This window comes from Neobacillus sp. CF12, from assembly GCF_030348765.1.
Classification (GTDB): domain Bacteria; phylum Bacillota; class Bacilli; order Bacillales; family Cytobacillaceae; genus Neobacillus.
Map to the genome: position 1 here is coordinate 2,226,758 of NZ_JAUCEU010000007.1, position 25,114 is coordinate 2,251,871.

Sequence of the window (25,114 nt, forward strand, 5' to 3'; positions counted from 1 at the left end):
CACCAATTGATGTATCTGTTCTTTGTTATTTAATGTTGTACTCCATTATAATTTTGCTCAGAGATTTCAGTAAGTGCTTCTTTAGCCTGGTCATCCGTCATTTTTCTAATGGCAAAATCTCCAAGAGAAACAATGCCAATTAATTTATCCCCTTCTACTACTGGAAGTCGGCGTATTTGATGTTCGGCCATTAATTCCGCTGCTTCTTTAGTTGTTGCATCTGCGTTAATGGTAACAAGCTTACTGCTCATTATATCTTCTACTTTGGTTGAACCAGGATGTTTTTCGGCGACGCCTCTCACAACAATATCTCGGTCGGTAATCATACCAACAATCTTATCCTGGTCGACTATGGGAATAGCCCCGACATTTAATTCTTTCATTTTTACAGCAACCTCAAACACATTATCCAGCAAAGTACAACACTCTACATTATCCGTCATGATATCACGTATCTTTTCCAATTCTACGCCCCCAATTTTACATATATATTCTTAACATTTTCTTATCCTTTCCTAAAATGAATGATTTATTCGATGATGTATTCATTGCAAGTTTACACAATTTCAACTATTATTAAATTGAATTAATTTGCTTGGGTAAGGCATTGTTTCTAGGAGGGACTATTTATGAAATTCGAAAATACTGGCTTAGAAAAGTTAAAAGCTGACTTAAACCGTTTAGATGACGTAATGCTTGAGTACGGTTTAGTCCGTGAAGGTCAGTGGGATTACGAACGTGTTACATACGACCGTAAGTTTGAGTTAAAAGAAGGGACATTTTACTTACGTGTCCGCGGCTATGCTATTGAAGGAAATGTGGATTCCAATAAGGCGGTTATTGAATTGCTTACACCGTTACTAGGGAAACACTATTATCCCCATGGTGTAGAATATGGTGAAGGCGAAAACTTCCCAACATCGCTAGTAAATCAATGTAAAAAAATTCTTGATGAAGTAAAAACAGAAGTTGAGAAATTCGCATTATAAACAAATCGACGCATGAAAACAATTCATGCGTCACTTTTTTTAAAAGAAGTCATAAAAGAATGGCTTATTAAATGGAAATAGTTCTTCTAAATCTGCTATTTCTTCTTCCTTGCCCTTGATGTAACCTAACTCATACAATTCAGCAGGACGTTTATAACCAAATAGTAAGGCAGTCAATGAATTAATATCTAACCTTACCCCTCTTTGCGGAGGCTGTACACAATTACTTCCAGGCTTTTCTTTATAAACCTTCACTTCTCCATCAGCAATTAGGTAACTTCCAATATTCCAAGGCGCATATTCATCCTCAAGGTGCAGGAATACCTTTTTACCTATATCCTTAAAAGAATATTTTAATAAGCATTGCTCAGCATCGACAATGCGTGCCATAAAATAAGGAGTTACTTCCATTTTTACTTTTGGCTGATGTAATGTAAATGGTAAAAGTTCATGGCTAGAGGTTAGAATGCTGACTTCTTCAACCATAGAGTCATGCTGACAAATAAAATTCCATAATCCACACCTTGCCTCTTGTGTTAAAACTACAAACTCTTGAACATCCATTTTTCGTTCTTTTACTTCATATAATAAATAACCCTGCGCTTCACTATTTTGGTTGTAATAGACAGCAATCTGTCCATCTCCATAAATGTTATTTGCCCACCATGTTCGATCACGAACAAGCATCCCCATATATTTCTTACTAAACTGAGCATAGACTGTTTCAATGTCAGGATGATGAGTTTCTTTTGTAAATCGTTTAATCGTTCCAGACTGTGCTTCGGTAAATTTAAGATCCTTTTTCTCAATTTGAATCTTTTTATTTTCGGTAAATATATCCCAGCCGAATTTTCGGTAAAAGCCAATATCAAAGGGATGTAAAAGTGAAACAATTTGCTCCTCTTTGTGCATTCTTTCTAAGGCTTCAATAATTAATCTCTTCACATAACCATTTCTTCTAAATTCAGGGTAAGTTGCTACACCAGCAACACCGCCCATTTTCCACTCTTCGCCATTAATAGATATTTGGTATGGAATAATATGAAGCTTTGCTGCAAGATTACTATTATCCCAAACACCTATTACTTTATGACGTTTTAACATTTCTATTCTAGAAGCAATGCTTTCCTCAGGTATTTTATATTGAAAAGCATACATTGAAAGTTTCATTGATTCTAAATAATCCTTCTCATTAAGTTCTTTGATTTCCATCTCTTCCACTCCCCTCATTATTTATTTCTATGAATACACAATAATCCCTTTTTCAAAATAAAAAAAGTGCCTTTAGTAGACACTTTAAATTCCTAAAATTGCTTTAATAACCGAGGTTGTTTCTCCACCATGAAAAAAAACATATAACAATAAGTATACTGCAACACCCGTAATGGCCGTAAAAAACCAGACAATACTTGTTATCGGTCCAAGCTTCCTATGAATGGATAATTTATTTTTAGATCCAGTATATAGTGTTACAACACCCAAAACGGCTCCTGTGGTTGCTAAAGTGATATGAAAAATTAAAAAGATGGTGTAATAAATTTTCAAGTGATCTGGACCGCCAAAAGCAGTATTTCCAATAAAAATCGTTCTTGAAGCATAGATGATAAAGAAAATTAGTGCAAATATTCCAGCGATGAACATCGTCTTTTTGTGTGCTTCTATTTTTCTTTGTTTAATCTGCCACCAGCCAATTGCCACCGTAATGGCACTTAAAATAATAAAGATGGTACTTATCGTCGGTAAAATTGGTAGGGAATTCATGGAATTAGCCTCACTTTATATATATTTCTACAATAATTTTAGTTTAGTTCCCCTGGTTTTTCAATAAAAAGAAAATCTCCCAGTTCTATGGGAGATTATTCTATCAATGAAGGTTTTAAAGAATGCTCCATATCTTTGTCGGAATCTGCTTGATCTTTTCGATACCATTCAAAGAAAACATGGCCTAAAATAACGCCATAAACAATTTCCTGAATAATCTTCATTAATACACCACCGAGTTGTTGATCGTGTAATAATGACATCGAACTAAATAACTCTGGACCACTAATATTTAGTCCAGCAAATGTTGCCGGACCTACACATAGACTCATTACTTGAGCCCAAACTTGGGGATCTGAGTAAGTTGCGTAAATAGAACCAGGAGCAAAAATAATTAAGGCACAAGCAGGAGTAATTAATATTCCATCTGCAAAAATATACCCTACTTTCTTAAGACCACTTAATCTTTGATGCTCTGGTACTGGATTAATAAGTGGCCACCACATCAATATCGCAACAACAAACAATAGAATCGAATACCCAGCATGTAACCAGAAGCTTTGCATGACTCGATCAAAAATCATTGGAATGTGATAGAAAGAAAATAATCCGTTAAAAATGATTAACGCAATGAGTGGTTTGGTAAAAAACTTAAATAAAGAATCAATCAATTTTATATTGAAAAGCTTTCTCCAGATCCATACAGGTATACCAAAAATAAAAATTGGTGGTACCACAAGAACTAATAGCGCCATTGAAATCATATGGACGTAGAACATTAAGTGAGCCATTAAATCCAGCGGTGAGCCCTTAATTGCATAAATAAGTGAAATAGAGAGCAAAAATAACCCAGCCTCTTTTTTAGTTAATGGTTCACTATCAACAAATTTGCTGCGAAATGTAACTGTTATTAAAAAGTATACAGCTATAACGGCTAATAAAGTTAATAGGAAGTACGGGCTCCAAAGTGCTTTAAAGCCAAAAATATCTAATGTAAGCACCGCATATCACCTCTAAAAAGTAGTTAAATCATAATTCTATTATATACGCAAGCAAACGAATGACTCAAAGAAATGAATCATGTTCCCTATAAAAAGAAAATCGGCATACGCCGATTTTCTCTACTTTTTACCACCAAATAATTGTTGTGAAAGCTAACACAGTCACTAAGCCAACAAGTAATCCTGAATATAGAAACATTGATGGTGCCTCATGACCTTTATGACTCATATGCATGAAATAGTAAAGCTGAAAAATCACTTGTACAACGGCCAAAAGGAGAATGAACGGCACGATAAACCAAGCCGAGAATCCTTTAATGGCAACTGCTGCAAAAGCAATTAAGGTTAAGAAAATCATCAAGGCGAATGAAACGACTTGATGTCTCATTTCTTCAGCACTTTTTTTGCGACGATATTCAATGTCAACTCTTGGATTCCCTGAATTTAATTGTGAATTTGCCATCAGTTTATCCCACCATTCCCATTAAATAAACAACTGTAAAAATGAATACCCAAACTACGTCAATAAAATGCCAATAAAGACTGGCTACATAAAATTTAGGAGCATTGTAAAGATCTAATCCGCGTTTTGCATTACGAACAATTAACGTTGTAATCCATAATAGACCGAATGCAACGTGCCCTCCATGGAAACCAACTAACGTGTAGAATGCAGAACCAAACGCACTGCTTTTAAAAGTATGATGATATTCATGTACGTAGTGATTGAATTCATAAATCTCTAATCCAAGAAAGCCCAAACCTAAAAGTAAGGTAAGTATTAACCAAAGATTCATTTTTTTAGCATTAAAGTTCTTCATATGATACATAGCATATACACTTGTCAAAGAGCTTGTTAATAACAGCATTGTCGCAACAAATGTCAAAGGTAAGTCATACAAATCTTTAGCTAATGTATGTGTTGAATCAGGTACTTTATCCTTTAATGCAAGGTAGGTAGCAAAGAGAGAGGCAAAAAGCACTGTCTCTCCACCTAGGAAGAACCAAAAGCCTAAGAATTTATTTTTAGCTTCAAGGGTTGATTTTTCAGGCTCCGCAGGCCATGTTTCATATGTTAATTTATCTTCTGCGTGCATTATGCCTTAACCCCCTTATCATTATCATCTTCCATTAATTCTTCTTTATGAATATGGAAACCATGGTCATCCTTCACAGAACGTAAGAACATCGCTCCAAATGTAATCAATAAACCAAGAATAAGAACTGGCACTGACCATGCTTTATCATCCATGTTAAACAATGCACCAAACGCTGCTACAAATAATCCGAATGCGATCACAAATGGTAGGAACGATGAATTAGGCATGTGAATATCTCCTAGTGGTTCAGCTGGAGTCATACCTTTTTTACCTTCCATCTTTTCTAACCAGTAAGCATCCAATCCACGTACAAGTGGAAGCTGTTTAAAGTTATAGAATGGCGGTGGCGAAGGTAGTGCCCACTCGAGTGTTCTTCCATCTCCCCATGGGTCATTTCCAACTTTAACATTTTTCACAGAAGTTAGGATAATGTTATACAGCATAACGATAACCCCTAAGGACATAAACACAGCCCCAATAGAGCTAATCATGTTGGAAGTTTCGAACCCTTGACCTGGTAAATATGTGAAAACACGACGCGGCATTCCCCAAAGACCAAGAAAATGCTGAATAAAGAATGTCATATGGAAACCAATGAAAAACAACCAGAATGTAATTTTTCCTAATGTTTCATTTAACATCGTTCCAAACATTTTTGGCCAATATAGGTGGGTACCAGCAAAGATTGCAAAGACAACGCCTCCAACAATTACGTAGTGGAAGTGTGCTACAACGAAATACGTATCGTGGTACTGATAGTCTGCTGCTGCTGCTGCAAGCATTACTCCAGTTACCCCACCTGCAAGAAACGAAGGAATAAATGCCAAGGCCCAATGCATTGGTGTAGTAAATTTAACACTGCCTCCCCAAATGGTTAATAGCCAGTTGAAAATTTTAATACCAGTTGGAACACCAATTGCCATTGTTGCAACAGCGAAAATCGCATTGGCAACAGGGCCTAAACCTGTTGTAAACATATGGTGTGCCCAAACCATGAATCCTAAGAAGCCAATTAATACAGTCGCAAATACCATTGAAGAATATCCAAATAAACGTTTTCTTGAAAAAATTGGGAATATTTCCGAGAAAATTCCGAAAGCCGGAAGTACTAAAATATATACTTCTGGATGTCCGAAAATCCAGAATAAATGCTCCCAAATAACAGTGTTACCACCCATAGTTGTAACAAAGAAATTTGATCCAAACATCCGGTCAAACATCATTAAGACTAGACCTACAGTTAATGGTGGGAATGCAAATAAAATAAGTGCAGAAGTGACAAATGTTGTCCATGTAAACAATGGCATTCTCATATAAGTCATTCCTGGTGCACGCATGTTAATAATGGTTACTAGGAAATTAATACCACCAATTAGTGTACCAATACCCGATATCTGTAAACCCAAGACATAGAAATCCACCCCGTGACCTTTGGAGGCCATTGCGAGTGACGCATAAGATGTCCACCCAGCATCAGGTGCTCCATCAAAAAACCATGAAAGATTTAGAAATACTCCTCCAAAGAAGAATAACCAAAACCCTAAAGCGTTGACAAATGGAAACGCCACGTCACGGGCACCAATTTGTAATGGCATTACCGCATTCATAAAAGCAAAAACAAGCGGCATTGCTGCAAGGAATATCATCGTTGTTCCATGCATGGTAATAATTTCATTAAATAATCCTGCACTAACAAAATCATTGTTAGGTACCGCAAGTTGGATGCGGATAAATACTGCCTCAAGTCCGCCAACTACAAAGAATAATCCACCTGCAATAAGATATAGGATGGCGATTTTTTTATGGTCAACTGTCGTTAGATAGTCCCATATAGTCGCACCAAATCCTTTTTTTTGTGCGTAGGTACTCACAATTTTACCTCCCTTTCTACCAATTCCCCTATTATTCCTGAACTTTTAATCCCATTAAATAAGCTGTTAAAGCATCAAGCTGTTCTTCACTTAATTGTGGATATTTATCTGTCATTAAATTACCTGGCTTGTATTTTTCAGGTGTGCGTAACCAATTTTTTAATTCTTCTTCATTATGGTCTAATACACCCGCAATACGTGAGCGTTCTCCAAAGTTAGTTAAGTTTGGAGCAAGTCTTGCTTCTGGAGGTGTTGTATTTCCTGGTGTTACAGCATGACAGCTAATACAGCTATTGTTAAAGATTTCTTGACCTTGCTGAGCCAAATCAGTTTCAGCTTTTGCAGGTTCTTCAACTTCTTTCATATCTGCAACCCAGCTTTCAAAATCATCACGGCTCATCGTTTTCACCTTGAAGTCCATTAACGCATGTGATGGTCCACAAAGCTCTGCACACTTACCGTAAAATAAATCCCCAGCTTCTTCTGCTTTAGCACTATCAAACTCTAACCAAAATTTATTAACATTTTCTGTATTGGTATCTAGCTTACCACCTACAGCAGGAACCCAAAATGAGTGTTTTACATCTGAAGATATTAAATTAAAGTATACCTTTTCATCTGTTGGGACCACTAAATCTTGACCAGTAACAATCCCTTGGCCAGGATACTCAAATTCCCACCAATATAAATTAGAACGTACATTGATGACAAGTGCGTCTGAGTCTTTTTTATCCATCTCTTTTACATCTGCCAATTTAAATGTTGCAGAAACGGTTGGAACTGCTAAAAGCAATAGTAATAAAATCGGTATAACAGTCCAAATAATTTCTAGTTTGTGACTTCCTTCAACCTGTTTTGGTATCCTTTCATCTTTTCGTCTAAATTTAAACATGACGATAAAAAAGATTACCATAACAACTACAATAACCCCTACCATAATCAATGTACTTAGTTTCATCAGATCATATTGAATGTCTGCAACTTCACCAGCTGGCCTTAACGTCGATAGGAACGGTTCGCCACATCCTGAAAGGATAAGCGAAAGAATCGCAAATATCGAGATTAAGCGCCATTTTGCAAGCCTTTTCATAGCTAAATCAAACCCCTCTTTCGCCAAATGATTTCTTTAATTATCTGTGATCAAAAATGTATGTAGTATTATTCTTTCTTAAAGATTTTAAAGAAACACGGAGGCTAATAAAAATAAAATTTCTGCCTCCGATATTTTTACTTCAGGAATAGTTATATTTCCCTTATCTAAGAAAGAACATCCAAGCTAAACCAATGTTACAATAACCATTGCAACAAAAATAATTGTTAAATATTGCAATGAGTACACGAACATCAATTTTGCCCATTTAATATCATCTTTGATCTTATATCCATAAATCCCTAATACAAGCCAACCGATATTTAATACAGTTGCCAAAATTAGAAATGGGATTCCTAATGAAGTAAGTAATAAAGGTGTTGGCAATAATGCTGCTACCCATATTATGATGTGTTTCTTGGTTGTTTTAAATCCCTTCACCACTGGAAGCATTGGGATACCCGCAGCTCTATATTCTTCTACCCTTCTCATTGCTAGTGCATAAAAATGGGGTGGCTGCCAAATAAACATAAGAATGAACAAGGCCCAAGCCATCATATCAAGATTACCATCTACTGCAGCCCAGCCAATCAATGGTGGTACAGCACCAGAAATACTGCCTATGATTGTATTTGATACTAATTGTCTCTTAGACCATAGGGAATATAGAACAACATAACTAAAAACCCCAAGCAGTCCAATCACTGTTGCAGTCATGGTAGTAAACAATAGAAAAATTGTACCTAGTGTAATAAGGGTTAACCCTAAACCAAGCACCTTCGCTGGAACTATTTTTCCAGTAACAGTTGGCCTTTCTTTAGTTCTTTCCATTAAATGATCAATATCACGATCAATGTAATTATTTATACTACATGAACCTGCAATAATTAAGGAAGAACCAATCACTGTGTATAAAACGATATCTAAGTTATTTAGAAAACTTTGACCACTAAAATGTAGTGCCAGCCATATACCAGTAAATGTAGTAATGAGATTTGAATTTACAATCCCGATTTTAATAAGTGCAGTAAAGTCTTTCCACATTGTAGCTTTTTCTATATGTGAATTAAGACCAGCTGACCCATTTTCTATCGTTGCTTCACCGTATGCCTTTGAATCTGGCATCTTTCCCCCTCCTTATATGTTGTAATTATTATTATAAACCTGATAGATAACTTTACCAAATTATAATAGTTATTTAAAAGCTATTATTATTTTATAATATTGTTATTTAAACAACACTTTCTCTGTATATTAAATCACACTTTGAGGATTTTTTGTGAATTTTTTTTGAATAATTTTTGTCTAAATTGTGTCCACCGGTATTTAAGTCTCATTATACTATATTTTAGAATCTTTAGATAATAAAATACACTCTAAATTGAGTAAAATACAAATAATTTCTTGCTGTTATAGACAACAAAAGCAACTTTGAATGTTGTTGTATATAAGATTAATTTACTCCACCTTATATTACTAGCAGACACTTAGCTATTTAGCAATAGTTTTCACTATAATAATAGTGGAAACATAAAGTTATTCATAAACGTACTTTTTAAAAAGTTATGTAAAAATTTCAGTTTTAATTCTGTTCTTTTTCCTATGTTTTCGATATGATAAATAAGTACTTTTATCGCTTCATTTTTCAAATCATTATAGTGATAATATTTTCCAACATCAATTTATTAAACTTTTAATTTAAGAAGGTGATTTTTTGCAACGTTCTTTAAAGTGGTTAGCAGTTGCAACTACTATTGGAATGATATTAGTTTTACTAGGAGGAGCCCTTGTAACAAAAACAGAATCCGGTATGGGGTGCGGAAGATCCTGGCCATTATGTAATGGTGAATTTGTTCCAACAGAGATAACTCCCGAATTAGTGATTGAACTTGCCCACAGGCTCGTCTCTGGAGCAGTTGGTTTTTTAGTACTCATTTTATCCATCTGTTCATGGAAAGCCATTGGTCATATCAGAGAAACCAAATTCCTATCTTTTCTTTCTTTTTTCTTTTTACTGTTACAAGGATTAATTGGAGCTGCGGCTGTAATTTGGGAACAATCTGACTTTATTCTCGCACTGCATTTTGGGATATCACTCATTTCCTTTGCTGCTGTTTTATTACTTACTTTATTAATCTTTGAAATCGACAAAAAGTTTGACGCAGATAAACTTATCATCGATAAAAAAATGGGCTATCATATTGTCTCTATTTCGATTTATAGTTATTTTGTTATTTATACAGGTGCACTAGTACGTCATACAGAATCAAGTTTGGTTTGCCGTGATTGGCCATTGTGTATTAATACAAGTCCTGCGCTTCCAAGTAATCTATATGAGTGGGTACAGATGGGACATCGAACCGCTGCAGGTTTTATTTTTATTTGGATAGCTTATGTTACTTTTTTAGCAGTAAAAAATTATCGTCAACAAAAGGTTATCTATTGGGGTTGGATAAGTGCATTTACTTTAGTATCCCTACAGGTGTTATCTGGAGCTCTTGTTGTTTTTACACAACTGAATCTTTATATCGCATTGATGCATGCTTTATTTATTACTTGTTTATTTGGTGTATTAAGTTATTTCCTCTTTTTACTATCAAGGTCGAAAAAGAATCGTTAAATATAAAAAAGTTGCCAGTTATTTTACACTGACAACTTTTTTTATTTTGCTGTATTAATGTGTCTGTTGATTTCCGCTCCAGGCACTGCGCTTTCCGCGGGCGGAACGGGGGAGCCTCCTCGATGCTAAAGCACCTGCGGGGTCAACCCCTGCCCCGTCCTCCCGCAGGACATTGAATTTCATCCTCGAATCTGCCCACGCACGAAGAAAATGCGATAGCATTTTTGAGGAGTCTTCGTGCCTTCTGCGAAAATCAACAGAGTGCCAAAATTAACTATTCCCTTTCAATACAGTTATTTATTTATTTTTCTAATTCAAGTAGTAAATCTCCTGTTTGGATACTGTCTTCGTTTTTGACGTAGATGTCTTTTATTTCTCCTGTGAAAGGTGCTTGGACCGTTGTTTCCATTTTCATTGCCTCCGTGATCATGAGGTGATCGCCTCGTTCCACGCGTTCTCCTTTTTCCACCAATACTTTGATCACAGTCCCCGGCATTGAAGCAGATATATGTGTTTCATTTTTAGGATCTGCTTTTAATCTAGATAAGATGGTTGTTTTAATGCTTTCGTCTTTGATATTTACCTCTCGCGGCTGACCATTAAGTTCAAAATAAACAATACGTGTACCGTCTGCTTGTGGCTGGCCAATCGAGACTAGTTTAACTATAAGTGTTTTGCCTGTTTCAATCTCAACTTCAATTTCTTCCCCAAGCCGCAGACCATATAAGAAAGTAGGTGTATCTAGGAAAGATATATTGCCATATTGGTCAACCGTATTCATATACTCTTTATAAACCTTCGGATAAAGCGCATAGGAAATCAAATCAATATCCGTAGCATTTCGTCCAATTTCCTGACTTAACTCTTCCTTCAATTCCGTAAAATTAACATCTGGAAGCAACTCACCAGGACGGACCTCCAAAGGCTTTTTACCTTTTAATATAATACTTTGCAACTCCTCAGGAAATCCTTGATGCGGCTTACCAAGGTACCCTTGAAACAGTTCAACCACGGAATCTGGAAAGTCTAATGAGTCGCCACTATTTAGGATATCTGCTTCTGATAAATTATTCTGTACCATAAAGAGAGCCATATCTCCAACAACTTTAGAAGATGGAGTAACCTTAACAATATCACCAAACATATGATTTACTCGCGTGTACATATGCTTGACTTCGTCCCATTGATCACCAAGCCCAACACCTTTTGCTTGCTGTTGAAGATTGCTATATTGTCCTCCCGGCATCTCATGCTGGTAAACCTCAGAATGCGGCGCCATCATTCCACTTTCAAAATCTTGGTAATACTTTCTAACATCCTCCCAATAGTAAGAAAGCTGTTCAAGTGCCTCGATATTTACCTTAGGTCTCTTATCCTTACCTTCAAGTGCATAATAGAGGGAGTTCGCACTTGGTTGTGATGTTAGCCCCGCCATTGTGCTTAAAGCGGTGTCAACAATATCAACTCCACCGTCTATGGCACGTGCGTATGTGTAAATTCCATTTCCGCTTGTATCATGTGTATGAAGATGAATCGGAATGTCTATTGTCTCTTTTAACTCTGAAATAAGTCGATATGCTGCTTCTGGTTTTAGTAAACCAGCCATATCCTTTATACCTAAAATATGAGCACCCTGATTCTCGAGTTCTTTTGCAAGTACTTTATAGTAGTTCAAATCATATTTAACTCTAGTAGGGTCAAGAATATCCCCAGTATAACAAATTGCTGCTTCTGCAATCTTCCCACTGTCTCTAACAGCTTCAATAGCTATTTCCATTCCAGGTACCCAGTTTAAACTGTCAAATACTCTGAATACATCGATACCTTCTTCCGCTGACTTTCTGACAAATTCACGAATAAGATTGTCTGGATAATTCTTATACCCTACAGCATTGGAGCCCCGGATTAACATTTGAAACAGAACATTTGGAACTTTTTCTCGAAGCAAGCGCAAACGTTCCCACGGGTCTTCCTTTAAGAAACGATAGGCTACATCAAAGGTTGCTCCTCCCCACATTTCAAGAGAAAACAGGTTAGGCAATAACTTAGCAGTTGGCTCCGCAATATGCAACATATCAGTTGTTCTGACCCTAGTTGCCAGTAACGATTGATGCGCATCTCTAAAGGTAGTATCCGTTAATAGTACCTGGTTTTGATTCTTTATCCACCGAACAAGGCCTTCGGCACCATTTTGTTCAAGTATTTGTTTTGTCCCACTTTGGTATGGAAAATTATATTTTAATTTAGGAACGCGCGGTTTTGAAAAAACAGGTCTTTTCTTCTTTTCAACACCAGGGAACCCATTCACCGTTACGGTTCCAATATACGATAACATTTTGGTGCCACGGTCCTTACTAACTGGAAATACGAATAATTCAGGAGTTGTATCGATAAATGATGTATCGTATTCCCCTCTTCTGAACTTTTCATGTCTTACTACATTCTCAAGGAATGGAATATTTGTTTTGATTCCACGAATTCTAAACTCCCTCAGGTTCCGAACCATTTTCGATGCAGCTTGTTCAAAGGTTAATGCCCATGTAGAAAGTTTCACAAGCAACGAGTCATAATAAGGAGTGATGACTGCACCTTGAAAACCATTACCCGCATCAAGTCGAACACCAAATCCTCCTCCAGAGCGATAGGCCATTATTTTTCCGGTATCAGGCATAAAGTTATTTAGGGGATCCTCAGTTGTAACACGAGATTGGATTGCAAAGCCGTTAATCCGAATCTCTTCCTGTGGAGGAATTCCTACGATTGGACTGTGTAGCTCTTGACCTTCAGCAACTAAGATTTGGGTATGTACAATATCAATACCTGTTACCATTTCTGTTACAGTATGTTCAACTTGAATTCTCGGATTTACTTCTATGAAATAAAAATTTTGATCCGAAACAAGAAATTCAACTGTCCCTGCATTTAAGTAACTTACATTCCTCATTAATTTAACAGCTGCCGCACAGATTTCCTCACGCAATGTATTGGAAATCGATACACTCGGGGCTACTTCGACAACTTTTTGATGTCGGCGCTGAACGGAACAATCCCGATCATACAAATGGATGATGTTACCACTTTTATCACCAAATATTTGAACTTCTATATGTTTTGGTTTTTCAATTAACTTTTCGAGGTAAACTTCTTCACTGCCAAAAGCTGCTTTAGCTTCTGATTTAGCACGGTTAAATGCCTCTTGAATTTCTTCTGGATTATTTACAATTCTCATTCCACGTCCGCCACCGCCAAGAGCAGCCTTAATAATAATTGGAAAACCATGGTTAAGTGTAAACTCCTGTACTTCCTCGATACTATTGACTGGTCCATCGCTTCCGGGAATGACTGGGATGCCCGCCAATTCTGCTTGTTTTCTAGCTTTAACTTTATCACCAAACATATCAAGGTGGTTCGATGTTGGTCCGATAAAAATAATTCCCTCTTCTTCACATCGTTTTGCAAAATGGATGTTCTCCGATAAAAAACCATAACCTGGATGTATCGCATTTGCACCACTAAACTTTGCAATCTCAATAATTCCATCAATATCTAAATAAGCATCGATAGGTTTCTTTCCTTCACCAACTAAGTAAGCCTCATCTGCTTTATAGCGATGATACGCTCCTGTATCTTCTCTGGAATAAATTGCAACTGTCTTAATATTTAGTTCTGTACAAGCACGAAAAACCCGAATGGCAATTTCTCCTCTATTTGCGACTAACACTTTATTAATTTGTCTTGTCAATGAAGGCACCTCTTCCTAAGTTTTAATAGCGTTTGTTAAATTTGTCTGTTGATTTGCGCTCCAGGCACTTCGCTTTCCGCGGGCGGTCCAAGGAGCCTCTTCGGCGCTAAAGTGCCTGTGGGGTCTCCCCAGCCCCGTCCTCCCGCAGGACATTGAATTTCTTCCTTGAATACTCCCACGCACGAAGAAAATGCGATAGCATTTCGAGGAGTCTTCGTGCCTTCCGCGCAAATCAACAGAGTGCTAATATCAAATTTAGCTTTAACAAAGCCTTTTAATAAAAGCGCAGGGAATAAATTATCCCGGCGCTATGATCTAAATTGATATACATTTCCATCTTGGATATTGCTATTCTTTTCTTTTTCTTGGTGCTTTTGTTTATATTTATTTTCATATTTAACAAACATGGAGACATTTACTAGAATACCAGAAGCAATTGCTAATTGAATTAGTGAGGAGCCTCCATAGCTAACAAACGGCAGCGGGACACCAGTAAGGGGAATAACTCCCGAAACACCGGCTAGGTTAATAAACGATTGAATCCCAATCATACTTGATATCCCTATTGCTAATAAACTTCCAAAAGGATCCTTGCATCGTAATCCAAGATATATCCCTCTTAAAACAATATATGCCAAAGTAAGGACTACAAAGCTAACTCCCCATATTCCCAATTCCTCTGCAATTACCGCCATTATGAAGTCAGTATGGGATTCTGGCAAATAGCCGAGTTTTTGAACACTTTTTCCTAGACCTAGTCCATTTATTCCACCTGAACCGATTGCAATGTATGAATTCGCTAGATGAAATCCTGAATCTAATTCATCCTCAAATGGATCACCTAAAACCGTAAACCGCTCTAATCGTTTCTCAGAAAAAATTTCACCCTTTAGGGCAATAAGGAAAGGAGAGGCTAAAAGAAGGCCAAGTAAAATTAATTTTGTGATATTTTTAATGTTCATTCCTGATGAAATAATAATTGTACCTGCTATTAAACCAATTATCATCGCAGTTCCAAAGTCAGGTTGAGAAGCAATTAATCCACAAACAATAACAAGATAAGCTAAAGGAGGCAAAACCCCATGATTAAATTTATTAATATATTCTTGCTTTTTTGCATACACTGCAGACAAGTAGATAATAACAAATATTTTAACAAACTCTGCCGGCTGCAGGCTCAATGGACCAATCTTAAACCAACTCTGGGCATTACCAGCAACATGTCCAAATATAAAAAGTCCCACTAGCCCGAAAATCGATAGACCAACCATAGGTACCAGAAATTTTGTGCTTTTCATTATTTTATATGGAAACAAAGCAGTAAAAATAAATACTACAGCTGCACCAATTAAAAATAATCTTTGCCTTGTGTAAAAATGGTCACTTGGAACTTCATATCTTTGGACAGCAGATGCCATACTAGCACTATAAACCATCACTAATCCAAATAAAGCTAATAGGACGATTGCGGTGATGAGAGAATAATCATAGGATTTTACTATTTTTTTAAACATGTTATAACTTCCTCGTTTTTAAAATTGTCGTTATTGCTATTATAATAGAAAATCAACTGAATTAGGTGAGGAAAAGTAACATTACTTCAATATTTCAAATAGGAATATTCTGAAAATAGAAAAGACTAATAAAAAACTCAAACAATACATCAACATTGTTTGAGTTTTTTGGTTATTTTCTAATGGATGCATCATGTAGCGCAGATAATTCTCTTTCTAATTTATCTAGTATCGCTTTTCCATCCTTAACATCTATTAAGCCTAATCTAACCGCAAATTCTATCTCTCTAGACAAACCAAACATTTGCGTATCCAATACCTCTTCATAAAGAGGGCATTGAGGCATCGTGAGATTTTCCATTTGCACCTTAATAAGCTTTAATATTTTTTCAGCGTCTGCCTGTAATAAGGCATAGGCTTTTTCTTGATGATTCACAATCATTTCAGACGCCAACATTGATCCCCCCATTCAGAGCGATAACCCAACTTATCTATAAATTTTACCTTTTACCACAGAAAAATGCAAGAACAATACGTGAGGGATATACGATCCTTTATATTATGAATATGACATTCACCCTATTTCACGTTATACTTTAATAGAAAGGACTGGAGGAATGACAGATGGAAAATATATTATTACTAACAGGCAAAGTTAAATATACAATTACTCTCGATCCTACTGTTTGGATTTTTGATGATCGAAAGATTGATTTGAATACTTACTTCTCGACAACTTCTGAACACAGTAATGAACTTGAAGAATATACTAAATCGATTTCTAAACATTGGGACCGTGAAATTATGGAAGGTGCAGTCTATCCGCCAACCTTAAAGACGGAGAAGAAATATGAGAAAGAAAAAGTATTAACAGGTAGTTTTGGTATACCCTTTCAGCCTTTTTTAAAGAATGCAGAACCTGATGACAATGCTGATACTTTAGTCATAAAAACAACAACTTCTGAATTTGAAGTAGCCCTTGAAACTGCAAGAGATATTATCCTTGGTTTTTCAGAAATCGGGAAACCACTTAACGAAGACGGACCTGTCCATGTTTATTTTGGAGATGGTTCTAATCAACAAAACCCAATAAAAAATGTGAGAGAATTTATTGTAAAATAAAAGTAAAAAACGGGTGCCAATTGGGTTCCCGTTTTTAGCATCTTTATTCATTCTCATGTCCTTTACAGTAGATCCGCTGCCAGTCTTGCTAATCCAGAACGCTCTCCTTTTAATAATTTAACATGTCCGGAAATTACTTGGTCTTTAAAACGTTCGACCACATAGGTTAAACCATTATTGTAGGCGTCAAGATATGGATGGTCGATTTGTTCGGGGTCACCCATTAAGACAATTTTACTTCCCTCACCTACACGAGTCAAAATTGTTTTTACCTCATGTTTTGTTAAATTTTGTGCTTCGTCAATGATGATAAATTGCTTTGGCAAACTTCTTCCTCGAATATAGGTTAAAGCTTCTACCTCTATTGAGCCCATTCCCGCAAGGATCGCGTCCAATTCTCCAGGTTTTTTCGTGTTAAAAAGATATTCAAGATTATCAAATATCGGCTGCATCCAAGGTCTCAGTTTTTCTTGTTTTTCTCCAGGTAAATACCCTAAATCTTTCCCCACCGGGACAATGGGTCTTGCAACTAAAAGCTTTTTAAATTCCCTGAAGTCTTCTGTCTGCATTAAGCCTGATGCAAGAGCAAGTAAGGTTTTCCCTGTACCTGCCTTCCCTATTAATGTGACAAGCGGTATATCCTTACGAAGCAAGAGTTCTATTGCCATTGTTTGTTGTACATTCCTAGGGTGTATACCCCACACATGCTCTTGGTTTATAGCAAGTTTCTTAACCTTTTTTCTTGTTTTATCCACCATTCCTAATGCTGAAGCAGATCCTCCGAGAGCGTCTTTCATGATTAAGTATTGATTGGGGTAAAATGAATACTTCCCAATTTCAGATAAAGATAACTCACCTTTTTCATAAAAAGTTCCTAACAATTCTACTGATAAAAAAACTTCCAGAAAACCTGTGTAAATATGGTCGATTTCAACTACCCTGTCACTTAAAAAATCTTCTGCTATTAACCCTATCGCATCTGCCTTTACCCTTACCAACGTATCCTTGCTAACGAGGATCACAGGCTTTCCATTTTCCTTCGATTGTTCTTCCGTTGATAGATTTTTCGCAACAGCAAGAATACGATTATCATTTGTTTTCTCAACAAAAATCTCCTGTAATTCGTGAAATGCTCGATGATTCAGCTCAATTCTGATTGTCCCACCATTTTCAAGTGGAATTTTTTCATGAAGTTTACCTGCCGCTCTTAATTCATCAATTAATCTTGATACATGTCGGGCATTTCTTCCTATTTCATCCATGTATCTTTTCTTTGAGTCCACTTCTTCAAGGACAACTGCGGGAATGACTACTTCATTATCTTCGAATGAGAATATGGAATACGGGTCTTGTAATAAGACGTTTGTATCTAACACGTATATTTTACTCAAAGCGACGCCTCCACTTTTTCTAGTTGATTGGTTTGTAATGGATCAGGACAAACCGATTGCTAGATAGGACTTTGGTAAAATATATGTTTGTTCGAATAAAGATAGAAGGATTTCCGCACAATAAATGTAAGTTGAGTATAACAAAACTCGAGTGTTCATAATGAATCACTTATGCAACTCTATGTGGAGGTGGATATTTAAATGAAAAAGTTTTTAATGTTTACTACACTATTACTGGCCTTGACTGCTTGTAACAACAACTCAAACAATGCCCAAAACAATGAGAAGCAATCATTAGTTAATGTTAAGAACAGTTATATTGAAGAGGTGGATCGGAAAACTGGTCAGGAGGTTTCTAAACGATTAGTTGAACTTGCCACTAGTATCCCAAATGTTCACGATGCAACTGCAGTTGTAATTGGCAGATATGCGATTGTGGGAATTGATGTAAATTCAAAGATTGAGCGATCACAGGTAGGATCAATTAAATATTCTGTGGCCGAAAGTCTGAAGGCAGACCCACATGGTGCTCGTGCTATCGTTGTAGCCGATGCAGACACAAATCAACGGTTGAAAGAAATCGCCGCAGATATTGAAAAAGGAAGACCTATACAAGGTATAATGGAAGAACTCGCCGACGTTGCAGGTAGATTAATGCCTGAAATCCCAGGTGATATGATAGATCCTAATCCTAAAAATGCGCCAGAAGAGCCAAAGAAAAAGCTGGAGAATAACGAGAAGAAAAGTTTAGAGGATAAACAACAAGAAGAGTCAAAACATTATAAATAAAAAAATTTAATATGAAAAAGCTTAGTCGTTGACTAAGCTTTTTTCATTGCTTCCATTACTTGCTTATCTAATCTGGAAGCTGCATTTTTGTCATAGGTTTTGTCATACTGTGGCTCCGTAACAATTTTTGAACCATAGAACATTACGTCTCTAACCTCTTGAATCTTTATTTCGATCAAAGCCAGTTTTAATGGAACGTCCGGGAGTCTCTCCTCTTTCAATGATGCTACTCCCTGTATGGAATATGTAGATTCATTTGCAATTAAATTGATAATTACTTTATTATTGTGTGTAATATTTTGGATAATTCTTGATTTATTATCAACAGCAAAATAGATCGTTTCATCATCTTTTGCTAAAATCCACGATATCGCGCTAACATTTGGACCACCTGTTTCAAAATCTATTGTTGCTAATGTTACAAACCTTTCTTTCTGCAACTCATCATATAAAGGCTTAATAAGTTTTGGTTCTACTTGATTTGGCATTTTTTACAACCCCTTCATTCTATTCCTACGTACTCATGTTAAAAAACAGACATTCTCATAGTACTATTATCTGTTTTTTTCAGCAACTTAAACAGATTGATTTACTAGTCCTCATCAGGTCATGATATACTATAGTATAAACGAAGCAAGACTAGAATGGACCCCGAGGTGCTTTATGAGAGTAAAATGCGTAATCTGCGACAAAATCGAATCGATAGAAGATGAATCATTTATTGCAAAACGTCTTCGAAATCGTCCTATCCATACATATATGTGTCAAGACTGCAGCAGTAGAATCTCGGAAAAAACAAAAGCAAGAATTGATACAGGTAACTTCAGATTTTACCGTGCACAGTCCGAGAAAGACGATTGGTAAAAAAAATTCATGCCGAATTCGGCATGAATTTTTTTTATTCTTCAATTGGAAAGTTACAATACTTATCTGGCTCTTGGTTAATTTGGTTGAGCATAACCTCAATGAGTTCACGTGGAAATCGAGTTTTCTTCGTTTCACCTTCGTGAATATAAGAAACATAATACATCACTTCATCTGTAGTTACTTCAATACTTGTTAAATGATGTTCTTCCTTAATAATCTCATCAAAAAGTTCTAACGTTTCTCGTGCTGCAGTATCGTCAGGACGAACGTCGCATACAACCTTTATTGAAAGCCAATTATAAAGTGCATCCTGTACCGATCTCATGTGTATTTCCCCCGTTACTTTGCCTCAAATTGCTGTTTTTTCGACTGATGAAGGCGAATTTTGTAAATGATTAATATTAATGCTGCTACAACAAGACCTTCTGTTATTGGTAAGAAGATTCCTAGTACTGTAAGAATCGTACACCCTGCAGCTAAAAAGATATAAATCATTATTGATTTACCAATTGGCAACTTTTGAGCAAAGCCAAGTTTATATACCAAGATGGACAGAGCGACAATTGTAAAATAAAGTAGCCACATTCCCATTTTTGGGTTTTCAGTTACGTTATAGAGAGCAGGAAAAAAGGAAAGCCGGTCCGCTATATTCACGTGTATTACCTCCCCCGAGAGATATTAACTTAATTCTGCAACCTTTTTCTTTTTAGCCATTCTTTCACGTTCATTTTTATCTAGAATCTTCTTACGTAAACGAATAGATTCTGGTGTAACTTCACAATATTCATCATCGTTTAGGTATTCTAATGACTCTTCAAGTGTCATTATTCTTGGTTTCTTAATAACCGATGTTTGATCCTTATTTGCAGAACGAATATTGGTTGCTTGTTTCACTTTAGTGATATTAACTGTAATATCATTTTCACGAGTATGTTCACCAACAATCATACCTTCGTAAATTTCAGTTCCTGGTTCAACAAAAATTGTACCACGGTCTTCAATTTGCATGATGCCATATGTCGAAGCTTTTCCAGACTCCATCGATACTAGAACACCTTGGCGTCTTCCACCCACTTGCCCTTGAACCATTGGCTGATAGCTGTCGAACGTATGATTGATAATTCCATAACCACGTGTCATAGTTAAGAATTCTGTGGTATAACCAATTAATCCTCGCGCTGGAACATTAAAGATAAGGCGCACTTGGCCAGAGCCATTATTAATCATATCAATCATTTCACCTTTACGTGCACCAATTGATTCCATTACAGAACCAGTATGCTCTTCAGGTACGTCAATTTGTACTCTTTCAATTGGTTCACAACGTACACCGTCTATTTCTTTTACAATGACCTCAGGCTTAGATACTTGAAGTTCGTATCCTTCACGGCGCATGTTTTCAATCAGAATAGATAAATGAAGCTCTCCACGACCAGATACAATCCATGCATCTGGAGAATCTGTATTTTCAACACGTAAACTTACATCTGTTTGAAGTTGAGCGAGTAGTCTTTCTTCAATCTTTCTTGAAGTTAGGTACTTACCTTCTCTTCCTGCAAATGGGCTGTTATTTACAACAAACGTCATTTGTAATGTTGGTTCATCAATTCTTAGAATTGGTAATGCTTCTTGGTGCTCAACAGGACATACAGTTTCGCCGACATTGATATCTTCCATGCCTGAAACAGCAATTAAGTCACCTGCAACTGCTTCTTGGATTTCCTGACGTTTTAGACCAAAGAAACCAAATATTTTTGTTACACGGAATTGTTTAACTGTACCGTCTATTTTCATTAATGAAACCTGTTGTCCGACATGCATGGTACCGCGGAAAACACGTCCAATACCAATTCTTCCAACATAATCATTATAATCAAGCAGAGCAACTTGGAATTGTAATGGCTCATCACGATTATCAATTGGTGCTGGGATATTTTCAACAATGGAATCATACAAGCATTGCATGTTTTCATCCTGTTTTTCATGATTTAAGCTGGCTGTTCCATTTATTGCAGAAGCAAAAATGACTGGGAACTCTAATTGATCTTCATTGGCACCTAGCTCAATAAATAAATCAATAACCTCATCAATTACTTCTAAAGGACGAGCAAAGTCACGGTCAATTTTATTAACGACAACGATTGGAGTTAAATTCTGCTCTAACGCCTTTTTTAATACGAAGCGCGTTTGTGGCATTGTGCCTTCATAAGCATCCACGACAAGGAGTACACCATCAACCATTTTCATAATACGCTCAACTTCACCGCCGAAGTCAGCATGCCCTGGTGTATCCAAGATATTAATTCTTTTATCTTTATATTGGATTGCTGTGTTCTTAGCAAGAATCGTTATTCCACGTTCCCTTTCAAGATCATTTGAATCCATTGCACGTTCTTCAACGTGCTCGTTCGTACGAAATGTTCCTGATTGCTTCAATAATACGTCAACCAAAGTCGTTTTCCCATGGTCAACGTGTGCGATGATTGCTATATTGCGAATATCTTCTCTAATTTTCAAGTAATTCACTCCTACTTCTATTTCAAAAATTTTAAGCTATTTATAGTTTCCCATATACAACTAAAGTATTATACCACATTTATGGTGGAAAGCTAAATGCATTTTATGTAGAATTAAGTTATATAAAAAATCATACATCGAAATTCTTTCTTTAAATTACAAAGGGGACTACTTAAAATGAAGAAAATCAAATGGGTTTTTGTCGTTTACGCTATATTGGCAGCAATGAGTATTATGGGCATAGGGGTTGCAATTGGGGAAAAAAGTATCATAGGAGTAATTGGCAGTATCCTTGCATTAATCGTTATAATGGGGTTTGGATTCAAAACAAAAGCAAAATTTCGTGCTAACGGTGAACTATAAAAAAGAAGCCTGTTTGGCTTCTTTTTTACCATTTTCCTTCTTTGAGATACTCATTTAAGATCGTTTGGTGTAAGCCAGGTCTAGCCACAAGCAGTGAATCACTTGAAAGGAAATCGAGCCTTACTCCTCTTAGATTGGTTATAACACCACCTAATTCACCAATAATAATTGCACCTGCAGCAACATCCCATGGAGACAACCTCATCGAAATATAGGCATCTACTCTACCGGTTGCCACAAATACCATTTCAAGAGCAGCTGTGCCATAGGACCTAGTCCCTCTTGCCTCTCTAACAAGGGGTATTAGCAGGTTATGGTCAATGCGACGATTTTCCATAAGCCAAGTAGCATTTAAAGCAATGATTGATTCTTTTACCGTTCTCATACTTAAAGCAGGTAACTGAATGTCATTCATAAAAGCACCTTTGCCAGTAATTGCATGATATACTTCGCCATGCGCAACATCATAAATAATTCCAATTTTTCCTTTACCATTTTCATATACCGCTAGGGAGATGGCGAAATTTCGCTGTTGATGGATAAAATTCATTGTCCCATCTATAGGGTCTATAATCCAAACTACTCCATCAAGATTACTTACTTCATCACCAAACCCTTCTTCACCCAATATCCTGTGGTTAGGAAAGTTTTTTCTAATCTTATTTATAAAGAATTGTTCAATCTCTTTATCTATATTTGTTACTAAATCGTTGGGATTTGATTTAGTTTGAATGTTTAACGTCTTCTGAAACGAATCCCTTATTTTGTCTCCAGCTTCCATAACCCATTGCTTTGCATGAAGATCAATGTTCTCCCAGTCCATATTTACCCCCCCATTTCCTTAATACATTATGTAACGTATCTTAAGCTTAATCAAAAGAAGATAAGTCTTCAACTATTAGCAATCCCGATTATTTATAGGGCAAAACAATAAACGAACTCTCCTTTCTTTATCAGAGTTCGTTTTATAATTTCAATATTATATTCTTTATTCTCATTCTATAATAGTTTCCCCTTTGAAGGCGTTTTATCAAAGAGCTTTTAATTTTAATAACTCTTGGCGGATCTTTTCTAATTTTTGTTTACACTCTTTCATTTTTTTCTCGTTTTTTTCTTCAAGTGCCTCAAACAATGTAGCCAACTCATAGTCCATTTCTAATCTTAAATATGCCATTCTTTCCTTCTCGCCAATTTTTTTTAGTGAAGTGTTCATTAATTGTTTCATTTTAATTTCTCCTTTCAACTGTTATTTAACTTTTCTGACTATTTTTATTAATATAATATGAGCCACCATGTAAGGTTGCAACAAATATGTGCGTTAACCTATATAAGCACTTCGTTTCAAGAATTTTCGCTAATATGCTACAATGAATGACATATCTCATCGTATGGAGTGTGTAAAATGGAATTTAAGGGTTTTACAAATGAAGATTTTGATGTTTTTCAAATAGATGGATTAGAAGCAAGAATGGATGGGTTAAAAGAGCGGATTCGACCAAAATTAGAGAGTCTAGGACAATATTTTGCACCCGCATTAACAACACTGACTGGTGACGAGATGTATGTTCATGTTGCAAAACATGCAAGAAGAACAATAAATCCTCCAAAAGATACGTGGGTTGCATTTGCAAATAATCCACGTGGATACAAAATGCTTCCTCATTTTCAAATTGGGTTATGGAATACTCATTTATTTATTTGGTTTGCCGTTATATATGAAGCTCCTTTAAAGGAAGAAGTTGCTGCAAGATTCACAAAAAAACTTAATAAAATTTATAAAGAAATACCGAAAGATTTTGTTTGGTCATTGGATCATACAAAATCAGAATCAGTACCACATGGTCAACTTACAAAAGAAGATTTACGAGGGATGTTTGAACGGCTGGAAAATGTAAAAAAAGCTGAGATACTCTGCGGGTATGAAATTAAACGAGAGGAAAATCTTCACCAAAGTGAAGAAGACTTTCTAAAGCAGGTTGAATATGTTTTCAGTAAAGTAGCACCACTATATAAAATTGCTCTTAATATAAAATAAAAAACTCCAGAACTTCGTTCGGAGTTTTTCCTTTTTACTTCATTGATATCCGTTCACCAGGGGCTGAATCCTTCGCTTTTTTTATCGTCCGATAGGAAGAATAGCCACTAATATCCTCAAATTCACCACAGATTGTTTTCTCTTCAGCCTTACTAGGAACGATTTCCTTAAATCGTCGATAAATAACCATTAATTCATCACGGTCTATTCCCTTTTCATAGGCTTTTTCTATCGCCTCGTAGAATTTGATGACATCAACAATTTCATCCGTTGTCCAATGATAATCGATTGGGTATTGGTATTCCATATTTTCACCTGCTTACTATATTTACATATATGTAT

27 protein-coding genes are annotated in these 25,114 nt (G+C 36.2%); 7 read left to right on the forward strand and 20 right to left on the reverse strand.

The genetic code is table 11. The annotated features are described in order from the left end of the window. Positions 1-29: 29 nt before the first annotated feature. A complete protein-coding gene (locus QUG14_RS10395) occupies positions 30-464 on the reverse strand; it encodes a CBS domain-containing protein (protein ID WP_289340457.1) in 435 nt (144 codons plus the stop codon). A 165-nt stretch (positions 465-629) separates the two neighbouring features. Between QUG14_RS10395 and QUG14_RS10400 the strand changes: the two genes are divergently transcribed. After that, positions 630-989 carry a YugN family protein gene (locus tag QUG14_RS10400; RefSeq protein ID WP_289340458.1) on the forward strand — a complete coding sequence of 120 codons (360 nt, stop codon included), beginning with the start codon at positions 630-632 and terminating at the stop codon, positions 987-989. Positions 990-1,028: 39 nt separating this feature from the next. Here the strand turns inward: QUG14_RS10400 and QUG14_RS10405 are convergent, their stop codons facing one another. From QUG14_RS10405 to cyoE, 8 genes are all read right to left on the reverse strand, one after another. Continuing rightward, entirely contained in the window at positions 1,029-2,201 is a 1,173-nt protein-coding gene (locus QUG14_RS10405) for a GNAT family N-acetyltransferase (protein WP_289340459.1), read from the reverse strand. Between the two features lie 84 nt (positions 2,202-2,285). Next, positions 2,286-2,750: a DUF420 domain-containing protein gene (locus QUG14_RS10410; RefSeq protein WP_289340460.1), complete on the reverse strand. Its 465-nt coding sequence runs from the start codon at positions 2,748-2,750 to the stop codon at positions 2,286-2,288. A gap of 95 nt (positions 2,751-2,845) precedes the next feature. Next, positions 2,846-3,751, reverse strand: coding sequence for a cytochrome c oxidase assembly factor CtaG (ctaG, locus tag QUG14_RS10415; protein WP_289340461.1), 906 nt, complete (start codon positions 3,749-3,751; stop codon positions 2,846-2,848). A 127-nt stretch (positions 3,752-3,878) separates the two neighbouring features. After that, the gene (gene ctaF, locus QUG14_RS10420; RefSeq protein ID WP_289340462.1) at positions 3,879-4,214 is read right to left on the reverse strand and encodes a cytochrome c oxidase subunit IVB; all 336 of its coding nucleotides are present in this window, start codon (positions 4,212-4,214) and stop codon (positions 3,879-3,881) included. A 4-nt stretch (positions 4,215-4,218) separates the two neighbouring features. Further along, on the reverse strand, positions 4,219-4,848 hold the full coding sequence (locus QUG14_RS10425; protein ID WP_289340463.1) for a cytochrome c oxidase subunit 3: 630 nt from the start codon (positions 4,846-4,848) through the stop codon (positions 4,219-4,221). Further along, positions 4,848-6,722 (reverse strand): cytochrome c oxidase subunit I, encoded by a 1,875-nt coding sequence (gene ctaD, locus QUG14_RS10430; protein WP_289340464.1) that lies wholly within the window; start codon positions 6,720-6,722, stop codon positions 4,848-4,850. The genes QUG14_RS10425 and ctaD overlap by 1 nt, the downstream gene beginning before the upstream one ends. Positions 6,723-6,753: 31 nt before the next feature. Then, positions 6,754-7,812: a cytochrome c oxidase subunit II gene (gene coxB, locus QUG14_RS10435; RefSeq protein WP_289340465.1), complete on the reverse strand. Its 1,059-nt coding sequence runs from the start codon at positions 7,810-7,812 to the stop codon at positions 6,754-6,756. A gap of 186 nt (positions 7,813-7,998) precedes the next feature. Continuing rightward, positions 7,999-8,937: a heme o synthase gene (gene cyoE / locus QUG14_RS10440; RefSeq protein WP_289340466.1), complete on the reverse strand. Its 939-nt coding sequence runs from the start codon at positions 8,935-8,937 to the stop codon at positions 7,999-8,001. 589 nt (positions 8,938-9,526) lie between these two features. Between cyoE and QUG14_RS10445 the strand changes: the two genes are divergently transcribed. Beyond that, a complete protein-coding gene (locus QUG14_RS10445; protein WP_289340467.1) occupies positions 9,527-10,432 on the forward strand; it encodes a COX15/CtaA family protein in 906 nt (301 codons plus the stop codon). Positions 10,433-10,733: 301 nt separating this feature from the next. Here QUG14_RS10445 and pyc read toward each other — a convergent pair whose 3' ends face one another. The 3 genes from pyc to QUG14_RS10460 all read right to left on the reverse strand — a co-directional run bounded on the left by pyc (position 10,734) and on the right by QUG14_RS10460 (position 16,142). After that, entirely contained in the window at positions 10,734-14,174 is a 3,441-nt protein-coding gene (pyc, locus tag QUG14_RS10450; RefSeq protein ID WP_289340468.1) for a pyruvate carboxylase, read from the reverse strand. 308 nt (positions 14,175-14,482) lie between these two features. Next, positions 14,483-15,688 (reverse strand): FtsW/RodA/SpoVE family cell cycle protein, encoded by a 1,206-nt coding sequence (locus QUG14_RS10455; protein ID WP_289340469.1) that lies wholly within the window; start codon positions 15,686-15,688, stop codon positions 14,483-14,485. Between the two features lie 172 nt (positions 15,689-15,860). Next, complete coding sequence (locus QUG14_RS10460; protein ID WP_289340470.1) at positions 15,861-16,142, reverse strand: Fpa/YlaN family protein; 282 nt, start codon at positions 16,140-16,142, stop codon at positions 15,861-15,863. A 170-nt stretch (positions 16,143-16,312) separates the two neighbouring features. Here QUG14_RS10460 and QUG14_RS10465 point away from each other — a divergent pair, with 170 nt between their 5' ends. Further along, complete coding sequence (locus tag QUG14_RS10465; protein WP_289340471.1) at positions 16,313-16,810, forward strand: peptidyl-prolyl cis-trans isomerase; 498 nt, start codon at positions 16,313-16,315, stop codon at positions 16,808-16,810. A gap of 62 nt (positions 16,811-16,872) precedes the next feature. Here the strand turns inward: QUG14_RS10465 and QUG14_RS10470 are convergent, their stop codons facing one another. Continuing rightward, entirely contained in the window at positions 16,873-18,201 is a 1,329-nt protein-coding gene (locus QUG14_RS10470) for a PhoH family protein (protein WP_289340472.1), read from the reverse strand. 201 nt (positions 18,202-18,402) lie between these two features. Here QUG14_RS10470 and QUG14_RS10475 point away from each other — a divergent pair, with 201 nt between their 5' ends. After that, the gene (locus tag QUG14_RS10475; protein ID WP_289340473.1) at positions 18,403-18,990 is read left to right on the forward strand and encodes a YhcN/YlaJ family sporulation lipoprotein; all 588 of its coding nucleotides are present in this window, start codon (positions 18,403-18,405) and stop codon (positions 18,988-18,990) included. Between the two features lie 32 nt (positions 18,991-19,022). Here the strand turns inward: QUG14_RS10475 and QUG14_RS10480 are convergent, their stop codons facing one another. Beyond that, complete coding sequence (locus QUG14_RS10480; RefSeq protein WP_289340474.1) at positions 19,023-19,478, reverse strand: pyridoxamine 5'-phosphate oxidase family protein; 456 nt, start codon at positions 19,476-19,478, stop codon at positions 19,023-19,025. Between the two features lie 175 nt (positions 19,479-19,653). On the opposite strand from QUG14_RS10480, the gene QUG14_RS10485 reads away from it, so the two are divergent. Continuing rightward, on the forward strand, positions 19,654-19,854 hold the full coding sequence (locus tag QUG14_RS10485) for a YlaI family protein (RefSeq protein ID WP_081954315.1): 201 nt from the start codon (positions 19,654-19,656) through the stop codon (positions 19,852-19,854). A 34-nt stretch (positions 19,855-19,888) separates the two neighbouring features. Here the strand turns inward: QUG14_RS10485 and QUG14_RS10490 are convergent, their stop codons facing one another. The 3 genes from QUG14_RS10490 to typA form a co-directional block, all read right to left on the reverse strand. Continuing rightward, positions 19,889-20,182 carry a hypothetical protein gene (locus tag QUG14_RS10490; RefSeq protein ID WP_289340475.1) on the reverse strand — a complete coding sequence of 98 codons (294 nt, stop codon included), beginning with the start codon at positions 20,180-20,182 and terminating at the stop codon, positions 19,889-19,891. A gap of 14 nt (positions 20,183-20,196) precedes the next feature. Further along, positions 20,197-20,448, reverse strand: a complete 252-nt coding sequence (locus QUG14_RS10495; RefSeq protein ID WP_483310801.1) for a YlaH-like family protein — start codon at positions 20,446-20,448, stop codon at positions 20,197-20,199. An 87-nt stretch (positions 20,449-20,535) separates the two neighbouring features. Next, the gene (typA, locus tag QUG14_RS10500) at positions 20,536-22,374 is read right to left on the reverse strand and encodes a translational GTPase TypA (RefSeq protein ID WP_289340477.1); all 1,839 of its coding nucleotides are present in this window, start codon (positions 22,372-22,374) and stop codon (positions 20,536-20,538) included. Positions 22,375-22,551: 177 nt separating this feature from the next. On the opposite strand from typA, the gene QUG14_RS10505 reads away from it, so the two are divergent. After that, positions 22,552-22,737, forward strand: a complete 186-nt coding sequence (locus QUG14_RS10505) for a YlaF family protein (RefSeq protein ID WP_289340478.1) — start codon at positions 22,552-22,554, stop codon at positions 22,735-22,737. A 25-nt stretch (positions 22,738-22,762) separates the two neighbouring features. On the opposite strand, the gene QUG14_RS10510 is transcribed toward QUG14_RS10505, so the two are convergent. Continuing rightward, complete coding sequence (locus tag QUG14_RS10510; RefSeq protein WP_289340479.1) at positions 22,763-23,560, reverse strand: inositol monophosphatase family protein; 798 nt, start codon at positions 23,558-23,560, stop codon at positions 22,763-22,765. Between the two features lie 207 nt (positions 23,561-23,767). Beyond that, positions 23,768-23,962, reverse strand: a complete 195-nt coding sequence (locus QUG14_RS10515; protein WP_289340480.1) for a hypothetical protein — start codon at positions 23,960-23,962, stop codon at positions 23,768-23,770. A gap of 177 nt (positions 23,963-24,139) precedes the next feature. Here QUG14_RS10515 and QUG14_RS10520 point away from each other — a divergent pair, with 177 nt between their 5' ends. Beyond that, the gene (locus QUG14_RS10520; protein WP_289340481.1) at positions 24,140-24,772 is read left to right on the forward strand and encodes a YktB family protein; all 633 of its coding nucleotides are present in this window, start codon (positions 24,140-24,142) and stop codon (positions 24,770-24,772) included. 34 nt (positions 24,773-24,806) lie between these two features. On the opposite strand, the gene QUG14_RS10525 is transcribed toward QUG14_RS10520, so the two are convergent. Continuing rightward, complete coding sequence (locus QUG14_RS10525) at positions 24,807-25,079, reverse strand: UPF0223 family protein (protein ID WP_289340482.1); 273 nt, start codon at positions 25,077-25,079, stop codon at positions 24,807-24,809. Positions 25,080-25,114 lie beyond the last annotated feature (35 nt).